The organism is Variovorax sp. V35, assembly GCF_041154465.1.
GTDB lineage: Bacteria > Pseudomonadota > Gammaproteobacteria > Burkholderiales > Burkholderiaceae_C > Variovorax > Variovorax boronicumulans.
Genome location: NZ_AP028666.1, coordinates 5,973,606 through 5,989,981 on the forward strand (window position 1 = coordinate 5,973,606; position 16,376 = coordinate 5,989,981).

Annotated in this window: 17 protein-coding genes; 6 read left to right on the plus strand and 11 right to left on the minus strand. The window is 72.0% G+C overall.

Features of this window, described 5'->3' with window-relative positions; genetic code table 11:
* Positions 1–7 precede the first annotated feature (7 nt).
* On the plus strand, positions 8–1,417 hold the full coding sequence (locus ACAM42_RS27500) for an amidase (protein WP_240531194.1): 1,410 nt from the start codon (positions 8–10) through the stop codon (positions 1,415–1,417).
* A gap of 12 nt (positions 1,418–1,429) precedes the next feature.
* Here ACAM42_RS27500 and ACAM42_RS27505 read toward each other — a convergent pair whose 3' ends face one another.
* Positions 1,430–2,293 carry a LysR family transcriptional regulator gene (locus tag ACAM42_RS27505; RefSeq protein ID WP_369630049.1) on the minus strand — a complete coding sequence of 288 codons (864 nt, stop codon included), beginning with the start codon at positions 2,291–2,293 and terminating at the stop codon, positions 1,430–1,432.
* A 124-nt stretch (positions 2,294–2,417) separates the two neighbouring features.
* Between ACAM42_RS27505 and ACAM42_RS27510 the strand changes: the two genes are divergently transcribed.
* The 3 genes from ACAM42_RS27510 (at position 2,418) to ACAM42_RS27520 (ending at position 5,931) form a co-directional block, all read left to right on the plus strand.
* Entirely contained in the window at positions 2,418–2,816 is a 399-nt protein-coding gene (locus ACAM42_RS27510) for a 4-oxalocrotonate tautomerase family protein (RefSeq protein WP_369630050.1), read from the plus strand.
* A gap of 43 nt (positions 2,817–2,859) precedes the next feature.
* Entirely contained in the window at positions 2,860–4,221 is a 1,362-nt protein-coding gene (locus ACAM42_RS27515; RefSeq protein ID WP_369630051.1) for a tetratricopeptide repeat protein, read from the plus strand.
* Between the two features lie 117 nt (positions 4,222–4,338).
* The gene (locus ACAM42_RS27520; RefSeq protein ID WP_369630052.1) at positions 4,339–5,931 is read left to right on the plus strand and encodes an amidohydrolase family protein; all 1,593 of its coding nucleotides are present in this window, start codon (positions 4,339–4,341) and stop codon (positions 5,929–5,931) included.
* Positions 5,932–5,940: 9 nt separating this feature from the next.
* Here ACAM42_RS27520 and ACAM42_RS27525 read toward each other — a convergent pair whose 3' ends face one another.
* Complete coding sequence (locus ACAM42_RS27525; RefSeq protein WP_159275440.1) at positions 5,941–6,636, minus strand: histidine phosphatase family protein; 696 nt, start codon at positions 6,634–6,636, stop codon at positions 5,941–5,943.
* A gap of 116 nt (positions 6,637–6,752) precedes the next feature.
* On the opposite strand from ACAM42_RS27525, the gene ACAM42_RS27530 reads away from it, so the two are divergent.
* On the plus strand, positions 6,753–7,463 hold the full coding sequence (locus ACAM42_RS27530) for an alpha/beta fold hydrolase (protein WP_369630053.1): 711 nt from the start codon (positions 6,753–6,755) through the stop codon (positions 7,461–7,463).
* A 9-nt stretch (positions 7,464–7,472) separates the two neighbouring features.
* On the opposite strand, the gene pcp is transcribed toward ACAM42_RS27530, so the two are convergent.
* The 7 genes from pcp to ACAM42_RS27565 are packed head-to-tail and all read right to left on the minus strand — an operon-like array spanning position 7,473 to position 12,511.
* On the minus strand, positions 7,473–8,144 hold the full coding sequence (pcp, locus tag ACAM42_RS27535; protein ID WP_369630054.1) for a pyroglutamyl-peptidase I: 672 nt from the start codon (positions 8,142–8,144) through the stop codon (positions 7,473–7,475).
* A gap of 5 nt (positions 8,145–8,149) precedes the next feature.
* Entirely contained in the window at positions 8,150–8,890 is a 741-nt protein-coding gene (pxpA, locus tag ACAM42_RS27540; RefSeq protein ID WP_070061982.1) for a 5-oxoprolinase subunit PxpA, read from the minus strand.
* A gap of 56 nt (positions 8,891–8,946) precedes the next feature.
* Positions 8,947–9,945: a biotin-dependent carboxyltransferase family protein gene (locus tag ACAM42_RS27545; protein ID WP_369630055.1), complete on the minus strand. Its 999-nt coding sequence runs from the start codon at positions 9,943–9,945 to the stop codon at positions 8,947–8,949.
* The gene (gene pxpB / locus ACAM42_RS27550; protein ID WP_369632810.1) at positions 9,942–10,589 is read right to left on the minus strand and encodes a 5-oxoprolinase subunit PxpB; all 648 of its coding nucleotides are present in this window, start codon (positions 10,587–10,589) and stop codon (positions 9,942–9,944) included. Before pxpB ends, ACAM42_RS27545 begins: the two co-directional genes overlap by 4 nt.
* A 40-nt stretch (positions 10,590–10,629) precedes the next feature.
* On the minus strand, positions 10,630–11,133 hold the full coding sequence (gene coaD / locus ACAM42_RS27555) for a pantetheine-phosphate adenylyltransferase (RefSeq protein ID WP_062481439.1): 504 nt from the start codon (positions 11,131–11,133) through the stop codon (positions 10,630–10,632).
* Between the two features lie 43 nt (positions 11,134–11,176).
* Complete coding sequence (locus ACAM42_RS27560) at positions 11,177–11,839, minus strand: RsmD family RNA methyltransferase (RefSeq protein WP_369630056.1); 663 nt, start codon at positions 11,837–11,839, stop codon at positions 11,177–11,179.
* A 36-nt stretch (positions 11,840–11,875) separates the two neighbouring features.
* Positions 11,876–12,511 (minus strand): LysE/ArgO family amino acid transporter, encoded by a 636-nt coding sequence (locus ACAM42_RS27565; protein WP_095746682.1) that lies wholly within the window; start codon positions 12,509–12,511, stop codon positions 11,876–11,878.
* A 79-nt stretch (positions 12,512–12,590) separates the two neighbouring features.
* Between ACAM42_RS27565 and ACAM42_RS27570 the strand changes: the two genes are divergently transcribed.
* Positions 12,591–13,502: a LysR family transcriptional regulator ArgP gene (locus ACAM42_RS27570; protein WP_070061978.1), complete on the plus strand. Its 912-nt coding sequence runs from the start codon at positions 12,591–12,593 to the stop codon at positions 13,500–13,502.
* A gap of 19 nt (positions 13,503–13,521) precedes the next feature.
* Here the strand turns inward: ACAM42_RS27570 and ACAM42_RS27575 are convergent, their stop codons facing one another.
* Complete coding sequence (locus tag ACAM42_RS27575; RefSeq protein WP_369630057.1) at positions 13,522–14,886, minus strand: M16 family metallopeptidase; 1,365 nt, start codon at positions 14,884–14,886, stop codon at positions 13,522–13,524.
* An 18-nt stretch (positions 14,887–14,904) separates the two neighbouring features.
* Complete coding sequence (locus ACAM42_RS27580; protein WP_369630058.1) at positions 14,905–16,350, minus strand: M16 family metallopeptidase; 1,446 nt, start codon at positions 16,348–16,350, stop codon at positions 14,905–14,907.
* Between the last annotated feature and the right edge of the window lie 26 nt (positions 16,351–16,376).

The following is a 16,376-nucleotide window of genomic DNA, read 5'->3' on the forward strand; positions in this document are numbered from 1 at the left end:
CCCCGCAGTGCCTGACCCTTCCCTGCCTTCGTTGAGCGACCTGTCGGCGCAGGAGCTCTCCGCGGCCTACCGCGAGAAGCGCCTGTCGCCGGTCGAGGTGACGCGCGCCGTCATCGCGCGCATCGAGCACTGCGAGCCCCGGCTGCAGGCCACGTGGCTGTTCCGGCCCGAAGCCGCGCTGGAGCAGGCGCGTGCATCGGAGCAGCGCTGGCAGCGCGGCGACGCGCGCGGTCCGCTCGACGGCGTGCCGACCACGATCAAGGAAAACATCGCCACGCGCGGCGACCCGCTGCCCGCGGGCACCGCCGCCGTCGACCTCATGCCCGCCGCCGCCGACGCCCCGCCGGCCGCGCGCCTGAAGGAGGCCGGCGCGGTCATCGTCAGCAAGACCACCATGCCCGACTACGGCATGCTGTCGTCGGGGCTGTCGAGCTTCCACACGCTGGCGCGCAACCCCTGGGACCTGAGCCGCACGCCAGGCGGCTCCAGTGCTGGCGCCGGAGCCGCGGCGGCGGCGGGCTACGGCCCGCTGCACCTGGGCACCGACATCGGCGGCTCGCTGCGGCTGCCCGCCAGCTGGTGCGGCATCTTCACGCTCAAGCCCAGCCTGGGACGCATCCCGATCGACCCGCCCTACATGGGCCGCGCCGCCGGCCCCATGACGCGCACCGTCGGCGACGCCGCGCTCATGATGCAGGCGCTGGCCCGGCCCGACGCGCGCGACAGCATGAGCCTGCCCGCGCAGGACATCGACTGGGCCGCGTTCGACGTCGCGCCCGACCACCTGCGCGGCCTGCGCATCGGCCTGCTGCTGGACGCCGGCTGCGGCCTTGCAGTGGAACCCGAGATCCAGGCCGCGGTCGAGCAGGCGGCACGCCTGTTCGAAAAGGCCGGCGCCACCGTCGAGCCCATGCAGCCCTTCATGTCGCAGGCCCTGCTCGACGGCATGGACCACCTGTGGCGCATGCGCTCGCTGGTGGACCTGAAGGCCCTGCGCCCCGACCAGCGCGCCAAGGTGCTGCCCTACATCCGCGAATGGGCCGAGAGCGCCGCCGAGTTCAGCGGCGAGCATGTGTTCCGCAGCTTCAGCCAGTTCCATGCCACGCGCGTCACCACGGTGAACGCCTGCGCGCGCTTCGACTACGTGATCTCGCCGGTGTCGCCCAACATGCCCGCAGCGGCCGAGGCGCCCTCGCCCACCAACGACCCGCTGCGCCCGCTGGAGCACATCGGCTTCACCGTGCCGTTCAACATGTCGGAGCAGCCGGCGGCGTCGGTGAACTGCGGGTACTCGGCCGGCGGCCTGCCGATCGGGCTGCAGATCGCGGGACAGCGCTTCGACGACCTCGGCGTGCTGCGCGTGGCGCGTGCGTTCGAGCAGATCCGGGAAGTGCAGCGGCCCTGGCCGCAGGTCTGAGCGCGGCCTTCATCAGGCCAGCTGCAACGACAGCATCTCCCGCGCCCGCGTCACGAACGCGGTCTCGCCCCGCCGCGCGGGCAGCCATTGGAACGCCACGCGCGGCAGCGCCGGCAGCCCGTGGGGCGGCGCGAGCCGCGCGATGCCCTCCCCGATCGCCGATTCGTTGAGGCAAGCCACGCCCAGGCCCGCGGCCAGGGCCGACTGCAGGCCCGCCACGCCTGACGCCACGTGCGCCAGCACGTAGGGCACGCGGCGGCGGCGCAGCAGGGACACGGTGAACTGGTGCAGCGAGCAGGTGTCGGGCAGCGCCAGCAATCGCACCGGCTCGCCGCGCACCACGCGCAGGCCGGCCGCACCGAGCCACGCCAGCGATTCGCGCCGCAGCACCGCACCGCTGCCGGCCGCGGCCGCATTCGCCCCCGCGATGTTCATCGCCAGCCCCACGTCGAAATCGCCGTGCGCATAGGCGGTGCGCAGCGCGTCGCTCTTCAGGATGGTCACGTGCAACCGCACCTGCGGATAGCGCTCGCCGAGCCGGCCCAGCAGGCGGGTGAGGTCGCCGGGGCGGAAGTAGTCGGTCACGGCCAGCCGCAGCTCGCCCTGCAGGGTTTCGCCGCGCAGGTCGCGAAAGGCCTCGTCGCTCAGCGCGAGGATGCGCCGCGCATGCCCCAGCAGCCGCAGGCCCGCCTCGGTGGGCGCCACGCCGGCCTTGCTGCGGGTCAGCAGCGACTGGCCGGCGCGCTCCTCGAGCTTGCGGATCTGCTCGCTCACCGACGATTGCGACAGGTACACGCGCGGCGCCGCCGCCGTGAGGCTGCCGGCGTCGGCCACCGCCACCAGGGTGCGCAACTGTTCGAGGTCGAAGCCTTGCATGGCGCCTGCCTATCCATTCGCTGATCCGATGGATTCCATCATATCTTCCCGCTTTTCCGATGATTAGCGAAATCCCACAATCACCCCATCGACCACCCGTTCTTCAACGCAAAAGGAGTCCACCATGCCCCACATCGTCGTCCACCTCTCCGGCCAGCCTGACGCTGCCCTCACCCGCAAGACCGTCGACACGGTCGCCGAGCTCACGCAGAGCGTGCTGGGCAAGGCACTGCCGGTCATCGCCGTCACGGTGCAGTACATCGCCGCCGACAGCTGGTTCATCGGCGGCCAATCGCTGGCCGAACTCGGCAAGTCGGCCTTCCACCTGGACATCAGCGTGACCGACGAGACCAACACCAAGGCCGAGAAGGCGCGCTACCTGCGCGAGGTGCACGCGGCCATGGCCCGGCTGCGGCCCGACCTGCACGAGGTCTCGTACATCCACGTGATCGATGCGCGCGGCGCAGCCTACGGCTACGGCGGCAAGACGCAGGAGTACCGGCACCAGCAAGCGGGTGTCTGAGAAGACTTCTTGAAAGACGCCGGGGGCATGGCACCATGGCGCCATGCCCTCCCACGGAACCCCGCACGCCGCCGACAGCCTCGGCAATCCGCTCACGCTCGACGACGCCGCCAGCCTCGCGTTGGTCGACGACTTCGTCATGGGCTTTCTCTCGACCGAGGCACGCGCCGTGAACCTGCTGGCGCTGGCCGAGCGCGATGCCAGCCCGATCGTGCAGGCCTACTGCGCGACGCTGCACCTGTTCGCCGAATCGCGCGAGGCCGCGGCCAACGCGCGGCCCTTCCTCGACAAGGCCCGCGCCGGTGCGGCGCGCGCCACGCCGCGCGAGCAGCGCTACATCGCCGCCGTCCAGGCCTGGGCCGACGGCGACATCGCGCACGCCATCGCGCTGCATGCCGAGCAGGCGCGCGAGCATCCGCGCGACCTGGTGTCGGTGAAGCTGGGCCAGTACCACTGCTTCAACACCGGCGACTGCCCCGGCATGCTGCGGCTCGCGCTCGCGGCGCTGCCGGCCACAGCCGAGGTGCCCTACGTGCACGGCATGGCGGCCTTCGGCTACGAGCAGTGCCACCTGCTGCGCGAAGCCGAGGCCAGCGCGCGCCGCGCCATCGGCCTGTGCCGCAAGGAGCCCTGGGCGCACCATGCGCTGGCGCACGTGATGCTCACCGAAGGCCGGCTGGCCGAGGGGCTGGCGTTCATGCAAAGCGTGAGCGACACCTGGACCGGGCTCAACTCCTTCATGGTCACGCACAACTGGTGGCACGTGGCGCTGTTCCTCATCGACCTGGGCCGCGACGCCGAGGCGCTCGCGGTGTACGACGAGCACGCCTGGGGCGTGGTGAAGGACTACTCGCAGGACCAGATCGGCGCCGTGTCGCTGCTCGCGCGGCTCGAGCTGGCGGGCATCGACGTCGGTGCGCGCTGGGACGACGTGGCCGACCACCTGCGGCAGCGCCAGGCCGACCATGTGCTGCCCTTTCTCGACCTGCAGTACCTCTACGGCCTGGCGCGCGCCGGCCGGCCCGAAGCCGAAGTGCTGCTGCACAACATCGAGGCCTTCGCGCCCGTCGCACCGACGTCCACGCGCGCCGCGTGGCAGCGCGTGTGCGTGCCGGCCGCGCGCGGCCTCGTGGCCCATGCGCGCGGCGACGTGGCGGGCGCGGTCGAGGGCCTGGGCGTCGCGCTGCCGCGCATGATCGAGATCGGCGGCAGCCATGCGCAGCGCGATCTGTTCGAGCAGCTGTACCTCGACGCGCTGGTGCGCACCGGCACCGAGTCCGCGCTCGCGGGCGCGCAGGGCCTGCTGCAGCAGCAGCTCAACGGCCAGCCCGAATCGCTGCGGCTGCGGCGGCAGGCCGACGCGGTCTACGCGCAACTGGGACTCGGGCAGATCACGGCGCGCTGAGCGGCGCACGGCACCACCCATGCCTTCCGGTCATGGGGCGTGCCGCAAAAGGAATTAACGGCTGCGCGGGAGCGACTCCTAAACTGGCCGCTCCTCCCGCTCTCCTCCCGTTCGCCCATGCAGCGCTCCCTCGTCACGCTGGCCGTTCTCGCGGCCCTCGCCTCGCCCTTCCACACCACCGCCGCTGAAGCCACTGTCGAGCTCGACCTGCTGCTGCGCGGCGGCACCATCTACACGGGCGACAGCGACACGCCGGTGGTCGGCGACGTCGGCATCGCGGGCGACCGCATCGTGTTCGCGGGCCGCGCCATGCCGGCGCAGTTCAGCGCACGTCGCACCATCGACGCCACCGGCCTCGTGGTGGCGCCCGGCTTCATCGACGCCCACACGCACGCCGACGCCGACCTGCTCTCGAGCGACGCGCGCAAGCGCCTGAACATTCCCTTCCTCACGCAGGGCGTGACCACGGCCGTGATCGGCAACGACGGCTTCGGCGGCTACGACATCGCGGCGCAGACGCAGAAGCTGCGCGCCGTGCCGGTTGGCACCAACGTCGCGATGTACGCGGGCTTCGGGCCGCTGCGCATCAGCCAGCTCGGCGAGGCCAACCGCGCCCCCACGCCCGCGCAGATGGACACCATGAAACAGCACCTGAGCCGCGCGATGTGCGACGGCGCGCTCGGGCTGTCGACGGGCCTGTTCTACCCGCCGCAGAATTTCTCGAAGACCGAGGAGGTCATCGAACTGGCCAAGGTAGCGGCCGCGCACGGCGGCCTGTACGACAGCCACATCCGCGACGAGGCCATGTACAACATCGGCCTCAAAGGCTCGATCGACGAGGTGATCCGCATCGGCCACGAGGCCAAGCTGCCGGTGCACGTGGCGCACATCAAGGCGTTGGGCGTGGCGGTGCAGGGCCAGAGCGGCGACATCATCCGGCGCATCGAGAAGGAGCGCGCCGCGGGCCTGGACATCACGGCCGACCACTACCCCTGGACCGCGTCGAGCACGCGCTTCTCGGCCGCGCTGCTGCCGCCCTGGGCCAACGAAGGCGGCCGCGCGGCCACGCTGCAGCGCTTCGACGACGCGGCGCAGCAGGAGCGCCTGCGCAAGGACATGCGCGAGAACCTGCGCCTGCGCGGCGGGCCCGAGGCCATCCTGTTCTCGGCCGGCAGCACGACGTACGTGGGCAAGACGCTGGCCGACGTGGCCAAGGCCTCGAACGCCGACCCGATCGACGCCGCCATCGCCGTGCTGCGCGACGGCGACCTGATGATCGCCTCGTTCAACATGAGCGACGACGACGTGCGCGCCTTCATGAAGCGGCCCTGGGTCATGACCTCGTCCGACTCGTCGCTGGGCCATCCGCGCGCCTACGGCACCTTCGCGCGCAAGTACGACCAGTACGTGGTGAAGGAGCGCACGATCTCGCTGGCGCAGTTCATCCGCAGCAGCAGCGCGTACACGGCCGACACGCTGGGCCTCGTGCAGCGCGGCCACCTGCGCCCCGGCTACCACGCCGACGTGGTGGTGTTCGATCCGAAGCGCTTTGCGGCCAAGGCCACCTACACGCAGCCGACGCTGCTGTCCGAAGGCGTGGTCACGGTGCTGGTGAACGGCCGCCTCGCGGTGGACGGCGGCCAGCCCACGGGCGTGGGCGCCGGCGTGCCGCTGCTGCGCACGCCGAAGGCGGGCAGCTGCCCGGCTTGAACTGGAAGATCAGTCTTTCTTGAGGTGCCGCCGCTGGTCGTAGGTCGGCTGCGGCGGCAGGTCGGCGAGGTGGCGCGTGTCGGCCCACTCGACGATCTCGATGGCGTCCGGCGCGGCCGGGTCGGCGATGCGGATGCGGTTGAAGCCCGCGTTCGGGATCTCGCTCTGGCGCGGGCCGCTGAGGCTCAGGCCGCGGGCGGTGCGCCAAACCATGTCGAGCACGCCGCCGTGCGTGACGACGATCAGGCGCTGGCCACGATGTGCAGCGGCGACGGCGCCGAGCGCGCCGATCACGCGTGCATGGAACTCGCGCGCGCTCTCGCCCTGCGGCATGGCGTGGTCTTCGCGGAACTCCAGCCACTCTTCCCAGGCGCGCGGATGCTGGCTCTGGATCTCGTCGGCCCGCATGCCCTCGACCACGCCGAAGTGCTGCTCGCGCAGCGCCACCGAAGTGACGACCGGCAGCGCGAGCTGCTGCGCCGCGGGCGCCGCGGTCTGCTGGGCGCGCATGAGGTCGCTGCTGATGAGGTGCTGTACCGTCTCGCCCGCGAGCCGCAGGCCGAGGCGGCGCGCCTGCTCGTGGCCGATGTCGTTGAGCGGGACGTCCGCGTGGCCCTGGAAGCGCAGCTCGCGGTTCCAGGCGGTTTCGCCGTGGCGGATCAGGATGAGGTCGGTGGGGGCGGAGTCGGGGGTGGTGGTGGACATTGCATGCATTGTCCCCCGAGTGCATGACACGGCGGCTTCGTGCCAACCCGCTGTTGCACGGTCGCCACCGCGTACGGGCCGTGCGCCGGGCGCGTCCGATCGCGCAAAATCGGCCCATGCCCCATCTTGTCCTGCTGCCCGGCCTTGCCTGCGACGAACGCCTCTGGGAGGCCCAGTTGCCCGCACTTCCCGCCGCCTTCGGCGCCCGCGTGAGCGACGTCCAGACGCGCCACGACACCATCGAAGGCATGGCCAGCGCCGTGCTGCGCGAGCACGACGGCCCGCTGGTGCTGTGCGGTGCCTCGATGGGCGGCATGGTCGCGATGGAAGCGGCGCGCCAGGCGCCCGAGCGCATCGCCGGGTTGATGCTGCTGGGCACCAGCGCGCGGCCCGAGACGCCCGACATGTTCGCGCTGCGCGAAGGCGCCATCGAATGGTTCGAGCGCGGCGAGGTGCGCGAGATCATCGAGCCCAACGTCGCCTTCGCCTTCCATCCCGCGCAGGCCGCCAACCCGGCGCTGGTGCGGCGCTACCTGGACATCGTGCTCGGTGCCGGCGCGGCCCAGCTCATCCGCCAGAACCACGCCGTGATGCGCCGCCCCGACGCGCGCACGCACCTGGCCCTGCTGCGCGCGCCGGTGCTGCTGATGTGCGGCGACGACGACCGCCTCGCGCCACCCGAATGCACCCGCGAGATGGCGGCGCTGCTGCCGCGCGCCCAGGTGGTGTGGGTGCCGCAGTGCGGCCACATGCTGACGATGGAGAAGCCTGCGTTCGTCAACACGGCGCTCAACGCCTGGCTGGGCAAGCACTTCCCCAGCGCTTGAGAACCCCGGTCAGTGCAACTGGCCGCCCGTTTCCGCGACGTCCTGCTTCACGGCCAGCGCGGTCTTCACGGTGATGCGCAACGCATCGACCAGCGTCTCGAGCGACATGCTCGGCGCGCCCGGAAAGCGCGCCGCCTGCGCCGGCAGGTAGGGAATGTGGATGAAGCCGCCGCGCGCGCCCTTCGCCGCCGCGTGCGTCGCGAGGCGGTGCATCAGCCCGTAGAAGAGGTGGTTGCACACGAAGGTGCCCGCGCTGTTCGACACCGAGGCCGGCACACCGCCCGCGCGCAGTTCGCGCACGATGGCCTTCACGGGCAGGCTCGAGAAGTAGGCCACGGGCGCGCCGGGCACCACGGGCACGTCGATCGGCTGGCGGCCGAGGTTGTCGGGCACACGCGCGTCGTCGACGTTGATGGCGATGCGCTCCGGCGTGAACTCGGCGCGGCCGCCGGCCTGGCCGATGCAGATCACCAGCGTCGGCTGGAGCTCGTCCATCGCGCGGTCGAGCGCGGTGAGCGCCTCGCCGAAGACGCAGGGCACGAGGCGCGCATGCACGGTGGCGCGGCCGCACTTCCAGCCATCGAGCGTGCGCACCGCCTCCCATGATGGATTGAGCAGCTCCTGCTCGAAGGGCTCGAAGCCCGTCAGCAGGACGTTGGGAGAAGCGCGCTTCGCCGGCATCCTGTTCAGGCCATCGCGCGAACGTCGATGCCTTCCTGCTGCAGCCGTTCGCGGATGCGCCGCGCGAAAGCCAGCGCGTGTGCGCCGTCGCCGTGCAGGCACACGCTCTGGGCGTTGACTGGCACGGTGCTGCCGTCGATGGCGACCACGCGGTGGTCGCGCACCAGCGACAGGGTCTGCGCGAGCGACTGCTCCTCGCTCTCGATGAGCGCGCCGGGCTGGCTGCGCGGCACGAGGCTGCCGTCGGGCATGTAGCCGCGGTCGGCGAACACCTCTTCCACAGGCTGCAGGCCGGCACGGCGGGCCGCGTCGATCATGTTGCTGCCGGCCAGGCCGAAGAACTTGAGCGAAGGGTCGAAGCGGCGCACCGCCTCGCACAGCGCCTCGGCGAGTTCGGGCTCTTTCACCGCCTGGTTGTAGAGCTGGCCGTGCGGCTTCACGTGCGCGAGCCGGCCGCCCTCGGCCTTGACGATCGCGGCCAGCGCGCCGACCTGGTAGAGCACGTTCGCCACGATCTCCTCGGGCGGCAGGTGCATGGTGCTGCGGCCGAAGTTCTCGCGGTCGGGAAAGCTCGGGTGCGCGCCGATCGCCACGCCGTGCGCCATGGCCCAGCGCACGCACTGCTGCATGGTCCTGGCGTCGCCCGCGTGCCAGCCGCAGGCGATGTTGGCGGAGCTCACGAGGCCGAGCAGCGCTTCGTCGCTGCCGGCGCCTTCGCCGAGGTCGGCGTTCAGGTCGATCTGCATGGGATGTTCTCCGTCTCGTGGGGCAGGTGCGAAAACGACCTGCGCGAGCCGACAGTCTAGGCCGCGCCGGGCCAGCCCGCAGCGGCGAGCCCTTGCGCCACCTGCGCCAGGTAGCGCTGCTGCCCGGCCCAGGCCGCAAGCGCATGCGTCAGGTCGGTGCGCACCAGCCGCAGCCGGCCACCCAGCGGCGCCTGCGCGAGCTTCCAGAGGTCGGCGCGGATCACCACGCCGATGCGCGGGTAGCCGCCGGTGGTCTGCGCGTCGCCCATGAGGATGATCGGCTGACCCGAAGGCGGCACCTGGATCGTGCCGGGAATCACGCCCGAGGACAGCATGTCGCCGCCCGCCTTGCGCTGCAGCTCCGCGCCGGCGAGCCGGCTGCCCATGCGGTTGCTCTGCGGCGTGATGCGCCAGCGCTCGCTCCACAGCAGCGCCTGTGCGTCGGGCGTGAACAGGTCGAACTCGGGGCCGGGCAGCACGCGCAGCGCGAAGGCGCCGTCGGGCTCGGCCGTGCCCCAATCGGGCGCGCGCAGGCCGAAGGAACGGCGCGCGTTCTGGTCGGCACCGAGGCGCGAAGCGCCCAGCGCGAGCCGGTCGCCCTTGCGCAGCGCGCGGCCCTCGTGGCCGCCGAAGCCGGCCTTGAGGTCGGTGCTGCGCGAGCCGAGCACGGGTGCCACGTCGATGCCGCCGGCCACCGCGAGCCAGCTGCGCAGGCCGGCCTTCGGCGTGCCGGGCGCGTTGGCACCGGCCAGGCGCAAGGTCTGGCCAGCACGCACCGGCACGCTCCAGCAGGGCCACAGCGGCACGCCGTCGAGCGTGGCGCCGAAGTCGTCGCCGGTGAGCGCGATGCGGGTGTCGACTTCGAACTGCAGCTCGCAGCCACCCATGGTGAATTCGATGCCCGCCGCCGCGTCGGCGTTGCCGGCCAGCCGGTTCGCCAGCGTGAGCGCGAGCATGTCGAGCGCACCGCCCGGGCAGATGCCGAGCTGGCGCAGGCCGGGCCGCCCGAGGTCCTGCACCGAGGCATGCACGCCGGGTTTGCGCACGAGGATCATGTCTGCAGGCTTTCGACGACGAAGCGCACGCGGTCGCCCGGACGCAGCAAGGTGGGCGACTCGGTCGAAGGATCGAACAGCTCGAGCGGCGTGCGCCCGATGAGCTGCCAGCCGCCCGGCGACACCAACGGATAGATGCCGGTCTGCTCGCCGCCGATGCCGACCGAGCGCGCGGGCACGGCGGTGCGCGGTTCGGCGCGGCGCGGTGTCGCGAGTTCGGGCGGCAGCCCGCCCATGAAGGCGAAGCCCGGCAGGAAGCCGAGCAGGTAGACCACGTAGTCGCCGCCGCTGTGGCGACGCACCACCTCGGCCGCCGACAGCCCGGTGTGGGCCGCCACGTCGGCGAGGTCGGGGCCGTGCTCGCCGCCGTAGGCCACGGGAATCTCGATGCGCCGCCCTTCGGCGGCATGGGCCGCGAGCCCCGGCCAGGCCTGGAGCACGCGCGCCGCGAGTTCCTCGAACGCCACGGCGGTCGGGTCGAAGGTCAGCGTGAGGTTGTTCATGCCCGGCAGCGCCTCGCCGACGCCGGGCCAGGCCAGCACCTCGGCGGCCAGCGCCCAGATGCGCTGCTGCTGCGCCAGCGTGGCGGGCGCGGGCAGGTCGCACACCAGCGCCGCATCGCCCAGCGGATGCAGGCGGGGCAAGGGGGTGGCGCTCACCTCAGCGCGAAGCCTGGGAGCGGGCTCATTCCCTACCGAGGCTGCGGACCTTGGCGGTCAGCTGCTGCTCGACGTTCGGCGAGACGAACTTGTTGACCTCGCCGCCGAGCATGGCGATCTCGCGCACGAAGGTGCTGGAGATGAACTGGTACTTGTCGCTCGGGGTCAGGAACACGGTCTCGACGTCGGGCATCAGCGAGCGGTTCATGCCGGCGAGCTGGAACTCGTAGTCGAAGTCGGTCACGGCGCGCAGGCCGCGCACCATGGCCTTGCCGCCGCGCGCGACGACGAAGTCGCGCAGCAGGCCCGAGAAGCTCTCGACCGTCACCTGGTCGCTGTAGGGCTTCACGGCCTCGCGGGCCATGTCCATGCGCTCGGAGAGCGTGAACAGCGCCTTCTTGTGGTGGCCCGCCGCGACGGCGACGATCACCTTGGAGAAGAGTTGGGTTGCACGCCGCACCACGTCCTCGTGACCGAGGGTGATGGGGTCGAAAGTGCCGGGATAAACCGCGATCACGTTGCTGGCCATGGTTGCTTCTTCCTCATGCTGCCGGTGCGGCTTGTCCGGCGGATTATGCAGGCACGGACACGGCGCGGCGCAGCAGATGGGCATGCACGGCGCCGGCCTTCAGGTAGCGGAATTCGGCCAGGCCCAGCGCGGCGAGCTCCTCGGTGGCCCAGCGGCGCGGCGCCTCGAGGTAGATCGCGCCGTCGGCGTGCAGCGCGCGCGCGGCGGCGCGCAGGGCCGGCTCGTACAGCGCGAGGTTGTCGAAGGGCGGATCGAGAAACACCGCCTGCAGGCTGCCCGCCGCCGCACGCTCGAGCGCGGTGACGCCGTTGCCGCGCTCCACGCGCACGGCCTCGGCCGAGAGCTTGGCCTTGGCGGCCTGCAGCTGGGCGACCAGCGCGGCGTCCTGCTCGCACAGCAGCACGTGGGCCGCGCCGCGCGAGGCGGCTTCGAGGCCCAGCGCCCCAGTGCCCGCGAAGGCATCGATGCAGTGCCAGCCCGGCAATGCACCACCGCCCACGCCGGCCAGGCTCGCAAGCCAGTTGAACAGCGTTTCGCGCACGCGGTCGGGCGTGGGGCGCAGGCCGGGCTTGTCGGCCACGGCCAGGCGGGTGCGCTTCCATTCGCCGCCGATGATGCGGACCTCGCTGGGCCGCGACGGGCGCTTGGCGGCGGGGGCGCGCGAGACGGGCGCGGCGGCGTTCTTCTTCGAGGGCTTCTGGGGCATGCGGCGAGCTTAACGCCGCAGCTGGCCCCCCTTCACTCAGTAGCCCATGAACGCGCGGCGCGCCAGCAGCGCGGCCAGCACGAGCATCGTGCCGCCGATGAGCGCATCGAGCATCTGCCAGGCGCGCGGCCGCGCGAACACCGGCGCCAGCAGCCGCGCGCCGAAGCCCAGTGCGGTGAACCACAGCACGCTGGCCAGCGTCGACCCGACCACGAACCAGGCCTTGAGCAGGCCCGGGTACTGCGCCCCGGCCGTGCCCACGAGCAGCACGGTGTCCAGGTAAACGTGCGGGTTCAGCAGCGTGAAGCCGGCGGCCTGCGCGACCACCGCAGCGCGCGAGCGCGAGGCGCCCTGCGACACCGTCTGCAGCGCGCCCGGCTGGCGCGAGCGCCACAGCGCGCGCAGGCCGTAGCCGCAGAGAAAGGCCGCGCCGAAGCCCGCGAGCAGCGTCGCCAGCATCGGCCGCCCCTTCAGCGCCTGCGCCATGCCGGCCACGCCGGCGGCGACCAGCACCGCGTCGCAGACGGCGCAGAACAGCACCACCGCGCTCACGTGCTCGCGGCGCAAGCCCTGGCGCAGCACGTAGGCGTTCTGCGCGCCGATGGCGACGATGAGCACCAGGCTCATGAAGAGCCCGTTGAGGAAAGCGGTGGAGGCGTGAACGGCGGTCATGGTCCGAGCTTGCCGTCCGCCCGGCATTCAATCAAACTAAACTTTCTAACGCTGATTCAGTTTTACTTCATTCACCACCATGCTCGACTACGCCGCCCTGCACGCCCTTGCCGCCGTGGTGCGCGAAGGCAGTTTCGAGCGCGCTGCCCGCGCGCTGCACGTCACGCCCTCGGCGGTGTCGCAGCGCGTGAAGCTGCTCGAGGAGCGCACCGGCGGCGCGCTGCTGGTGCGCGGCCAGCCCTGCGTGGCGACCGAGGCCGGCCTGCAGCTGTGCCGGCACGTCGAGCGCGTGGGCATGCTGGAGCACGAGCTGCGCGAGGCCCTGCCCGCGCTGGGCATGGGCAGCGGCGAGGCGCACGAGCGGGTCACGGTGCGGGTGGCGGTCAACGCCGACAGCCTGGCGACCTGGTTCATGGCGGGCGCCGCGGCCTTCGCAGCGCAGGCGCCCGACGCGCTGCTCGACCTCACGGCCGACGACCAGGACCACACGGCCGAGCGGCTGCGCAGCGGCGCCGTGCTGGCGGCCGTGACCGCGCTGGCCCAGCCGGTCACCGGCTGCAACAGCGAGGCGCTGGGCACGGTGCACTACGTGGCCGCCGCGAGCCCCGGTTTCGTGGAACGCTATTTCGCCAAGGGCGTGGGCGCGCGCACGCTGGCCGCCGCGCCGAACCTGGTGTTCGACCGCAAGGACCGGCTGCAGGCGCGCTGGGTGCGCCGCATTTGCCACCGCAACGTGGAGACGCCGCGCCACTGGGTGCCCTCGCCCGCCGCCTTCGTGGAGGCGGCCTGCCGCGGCATCGGCTGGGGCATGCACCCGACCAGCATGGTGGCCGATGCGCTGCGCGACGGCACGCTGGTCGAACTGGTGCCCGGCGCGACGCTGCCGGTGCCGTTGTACTGGCAGCACGCCCGCGCGGCGCCGCGCCTGCTGGCGCAGCTCGGCGCCGCGGTGCGCGAGGCCGCGCGCAGCGGGCCGCACGCGCTGGCCTGAGCTTTTCTTTTTCTCTTGCTTACTGCGCCGCAGCGGCCTGCTTGCCGCCCACCACCACCGTCACCATGCGCTGCGGCTGCAGCTTGCGGGCGAACGCGGCCTGGATGTCGGCGGCCGTGACCGCGTTCATGCGCGCGGTCCAGGTGTCGAGGTAGTCCAGCGGCAGGCCGTACCAGGCGATGTTGGCGACGTTGCCGATCAGCTTGCGATTGCTGTCCAGGAGCAGCGGGAAACCGCCGATCAGGTTGTCCTTGGCGGCCTTGAGCTCCTTCTCGGTCGGGCCTTCGGCCACGAACTTCGCGAGCACGTCGCGCGAGACCTTCGTCGCCGCCTCGGCCTGGTCGGGCCGGGTCTGGAAGCCGATGCGGAAGGCGCCCGCGTCGAGCCCCGGCGCAAAGCCGCTGTACACGCTGTAGGCCAGGCCGCGCTTCTCGCGCACCTCTTCGGTCAGCCGCGAGACAAAGCCGCCGCCGCCGAGCACGTAGTTGCCGAGCGTGAGCGCGAAGTGGTCCGGGTCCTGACGCGGGTAGCCGGGCTGGCCGATGAAGACATGGGCCTGCGCCGAGTCGAACGCGATGCGCTCGTCCTTCGGCGCCGTGAGCGCCACCACCGGCGCGATGGCCGGCAGCGGTGCGCAGGCGGCGGGGCTGGGCAGGCGCGACAGCAGCGTGGTCGCGAGCGCCTCGGCCTCGGCGCGCGTGACCGCGCCCACGATGCTGAGCTTGGCGCGGCACGGCAGGATCAGCTGCTCGTAGCGCTGGCGCATGGCGGCGGTGTCGATGCGCGCCAGCGTGGCTTCGGTCACTTCCTGGCCGTAGGGGTGCGTGCCGTACACAGCCTGCGCGAAGGCGCGGCCGACCACGGTGGCTGGCTTGGTGTTGGCTTCCTTGATGGCGGCGTTGATGCGCTCGCGCTCGCGCGGCCAGATGTCGTCGGGGAACGAGGGCTCGCCGATCTCGCGCGCGGCCAGGGCCACGGCCTTGGTCAGCAGCGCCGGGTCGGACAGCGTGCGCAGCGTGTAGCTGGTGCGGTCGGTGCCGGCGCTCACGTCGAAGCTGGCGCCCAGGTCGGCCCAGGCCTCGCCCAACGCATTCTGGTCGAGCGCAGGCTCGCCGTTGCGCCCGGCACGCACGCCCTTCTCGACCATCGCGGCGCTGGTGCTGGCCAGCCCGGCCTGCGCGGCCGGGTCGCGCCGGCTGCCAGCGTCGAAGTCGATCTGCACGTCGACGATCGGCAATGCGTTGGTCGACACCAGGTACACCTTGGCGCCGTTGGCCAGCGTCCAGTGCTGGATGGGCAGCGCGGCCTGCGCGCTGCCCATGCCGAACAGCGCGGTGATGCCCGCCAGGAGGGCGGTGCTTGCAATCTTTTGGAGGTTCTTCATGGAGGGATCCGGTGCCTTTCAGCGCATCTCGCCCGCAGGGGCTGCGAAGCCGCGGCCGCGCTTGGGTTCGGGCGGCAGGGGCCGCAGCGTGGCGACCGTGAGCTGGTCATCGCCGAAGTACTTGGCGGCCACGGCCTGCACCTGCGCCGCCGTCACGGCCTGCAGCCGGGCGACGATGCGCTCGCTGGCGTCCAGCGGCAGGCCCTGGATCCAGTTGCTGCCGAGTTCGCGCGCCTGCGCCATCACCGAATCGCGCTTGTAGGTTTCGCTCGCCACCCACTGCGTCTTGACGCGGGCCAGCTCGGCTTCGCCGACACCCTCTTTCGCCACGCGCGCCACCTGGGCACGCAGCGCGGCCTCGACCGTCTCGGCGGTCTTGCCGGCGGCCGGCACGCCGTCGAGCATGAACAGCTGCGGACCGCGGCCGATGAAGCCCGCGTACGCGCCGGCCGAATCGGCCACGCGGCCGGGGCCCTGCGTGAGCGCGCGGTCGAGCCGCGCGCCGGCATAGCCGTCGAGCACGGCCGAGAGCACCACCAGCGCCCAGGCGTCGCTGTTGGCGTCGTCGATGTTCGTGAGCTGCGGCACGCGGAAGGCGAGCGACACGTACGCCTGCTCGGCCGGGGCCTTGAACTCGAGGCGGCGGATGCCGCGCTGCGCGGGCTCGGTGCGCGGCTTGCGCTCCGGCACGGCGCGCGCGGGAATGCCGCCGTAGTACTTCTCGGCCAGCGCGCGCACGCGCGCCACGTCGACATCGCCGGCCACCACGAGCACGGCGTTGGCCGGCACGTACCAGCGCTGGAAGAAGGCGCGCGCGTCGGCCGGCGTCATCGATTCGAGGTCGCTCATCCAGCCCACCACCGGACGGCGGTAGGGCGACGAGGTGAAGACGGCCGCGTTCTGCTGCTCGCCGAGCAGGGCGCGCGGCTGGTCGTCGGTGCGCAGGCGGCGCTCTTCCTTGACCACCTCGATCTCGCGCTTGAACTCGTCGTCGGGCCACTGGTTGTTGGCGAAGCGGTCCGATTCGAGCTTCATCACCTGCTCGAGGCTGCCGACCGGGATCTGCTGGTAGTAGCCGGTGGCGTCGCGCATGGTGAAGGCGTTTTCCTGGCCGCCCAGCGCCGCCACGCGGCGCGAGAACTCGCCGGCCGGCACGCTCTTCGTGCCCTTGAACAGCATGTGCTCCAGCACGTGCGCCACGCCCGAGGTGCCGTCGACCTCGTCCATGGAGCCGACCCGCACCCACACCATCTGCACCGCGGTCGGCGAGCGCCGGTCGGTCTGCACGATCACGGTCATGCCGTTGGCGAGGGTGAATTGCTGGGGGCCCAGGGCCGCGGCGGCAGGGGTCGACGCGGCGGGAGCGGGGGTGGACTGGGCCTGCGCGGGCACGGTCCACAGCGCCGAAAGCGCCAGGGCCAGCACCGCACCAGACGCAGCGCGGCGTGGCGAGAGGTGTTTCATAGAATGGGTCGGATTGTAAAAAGCTC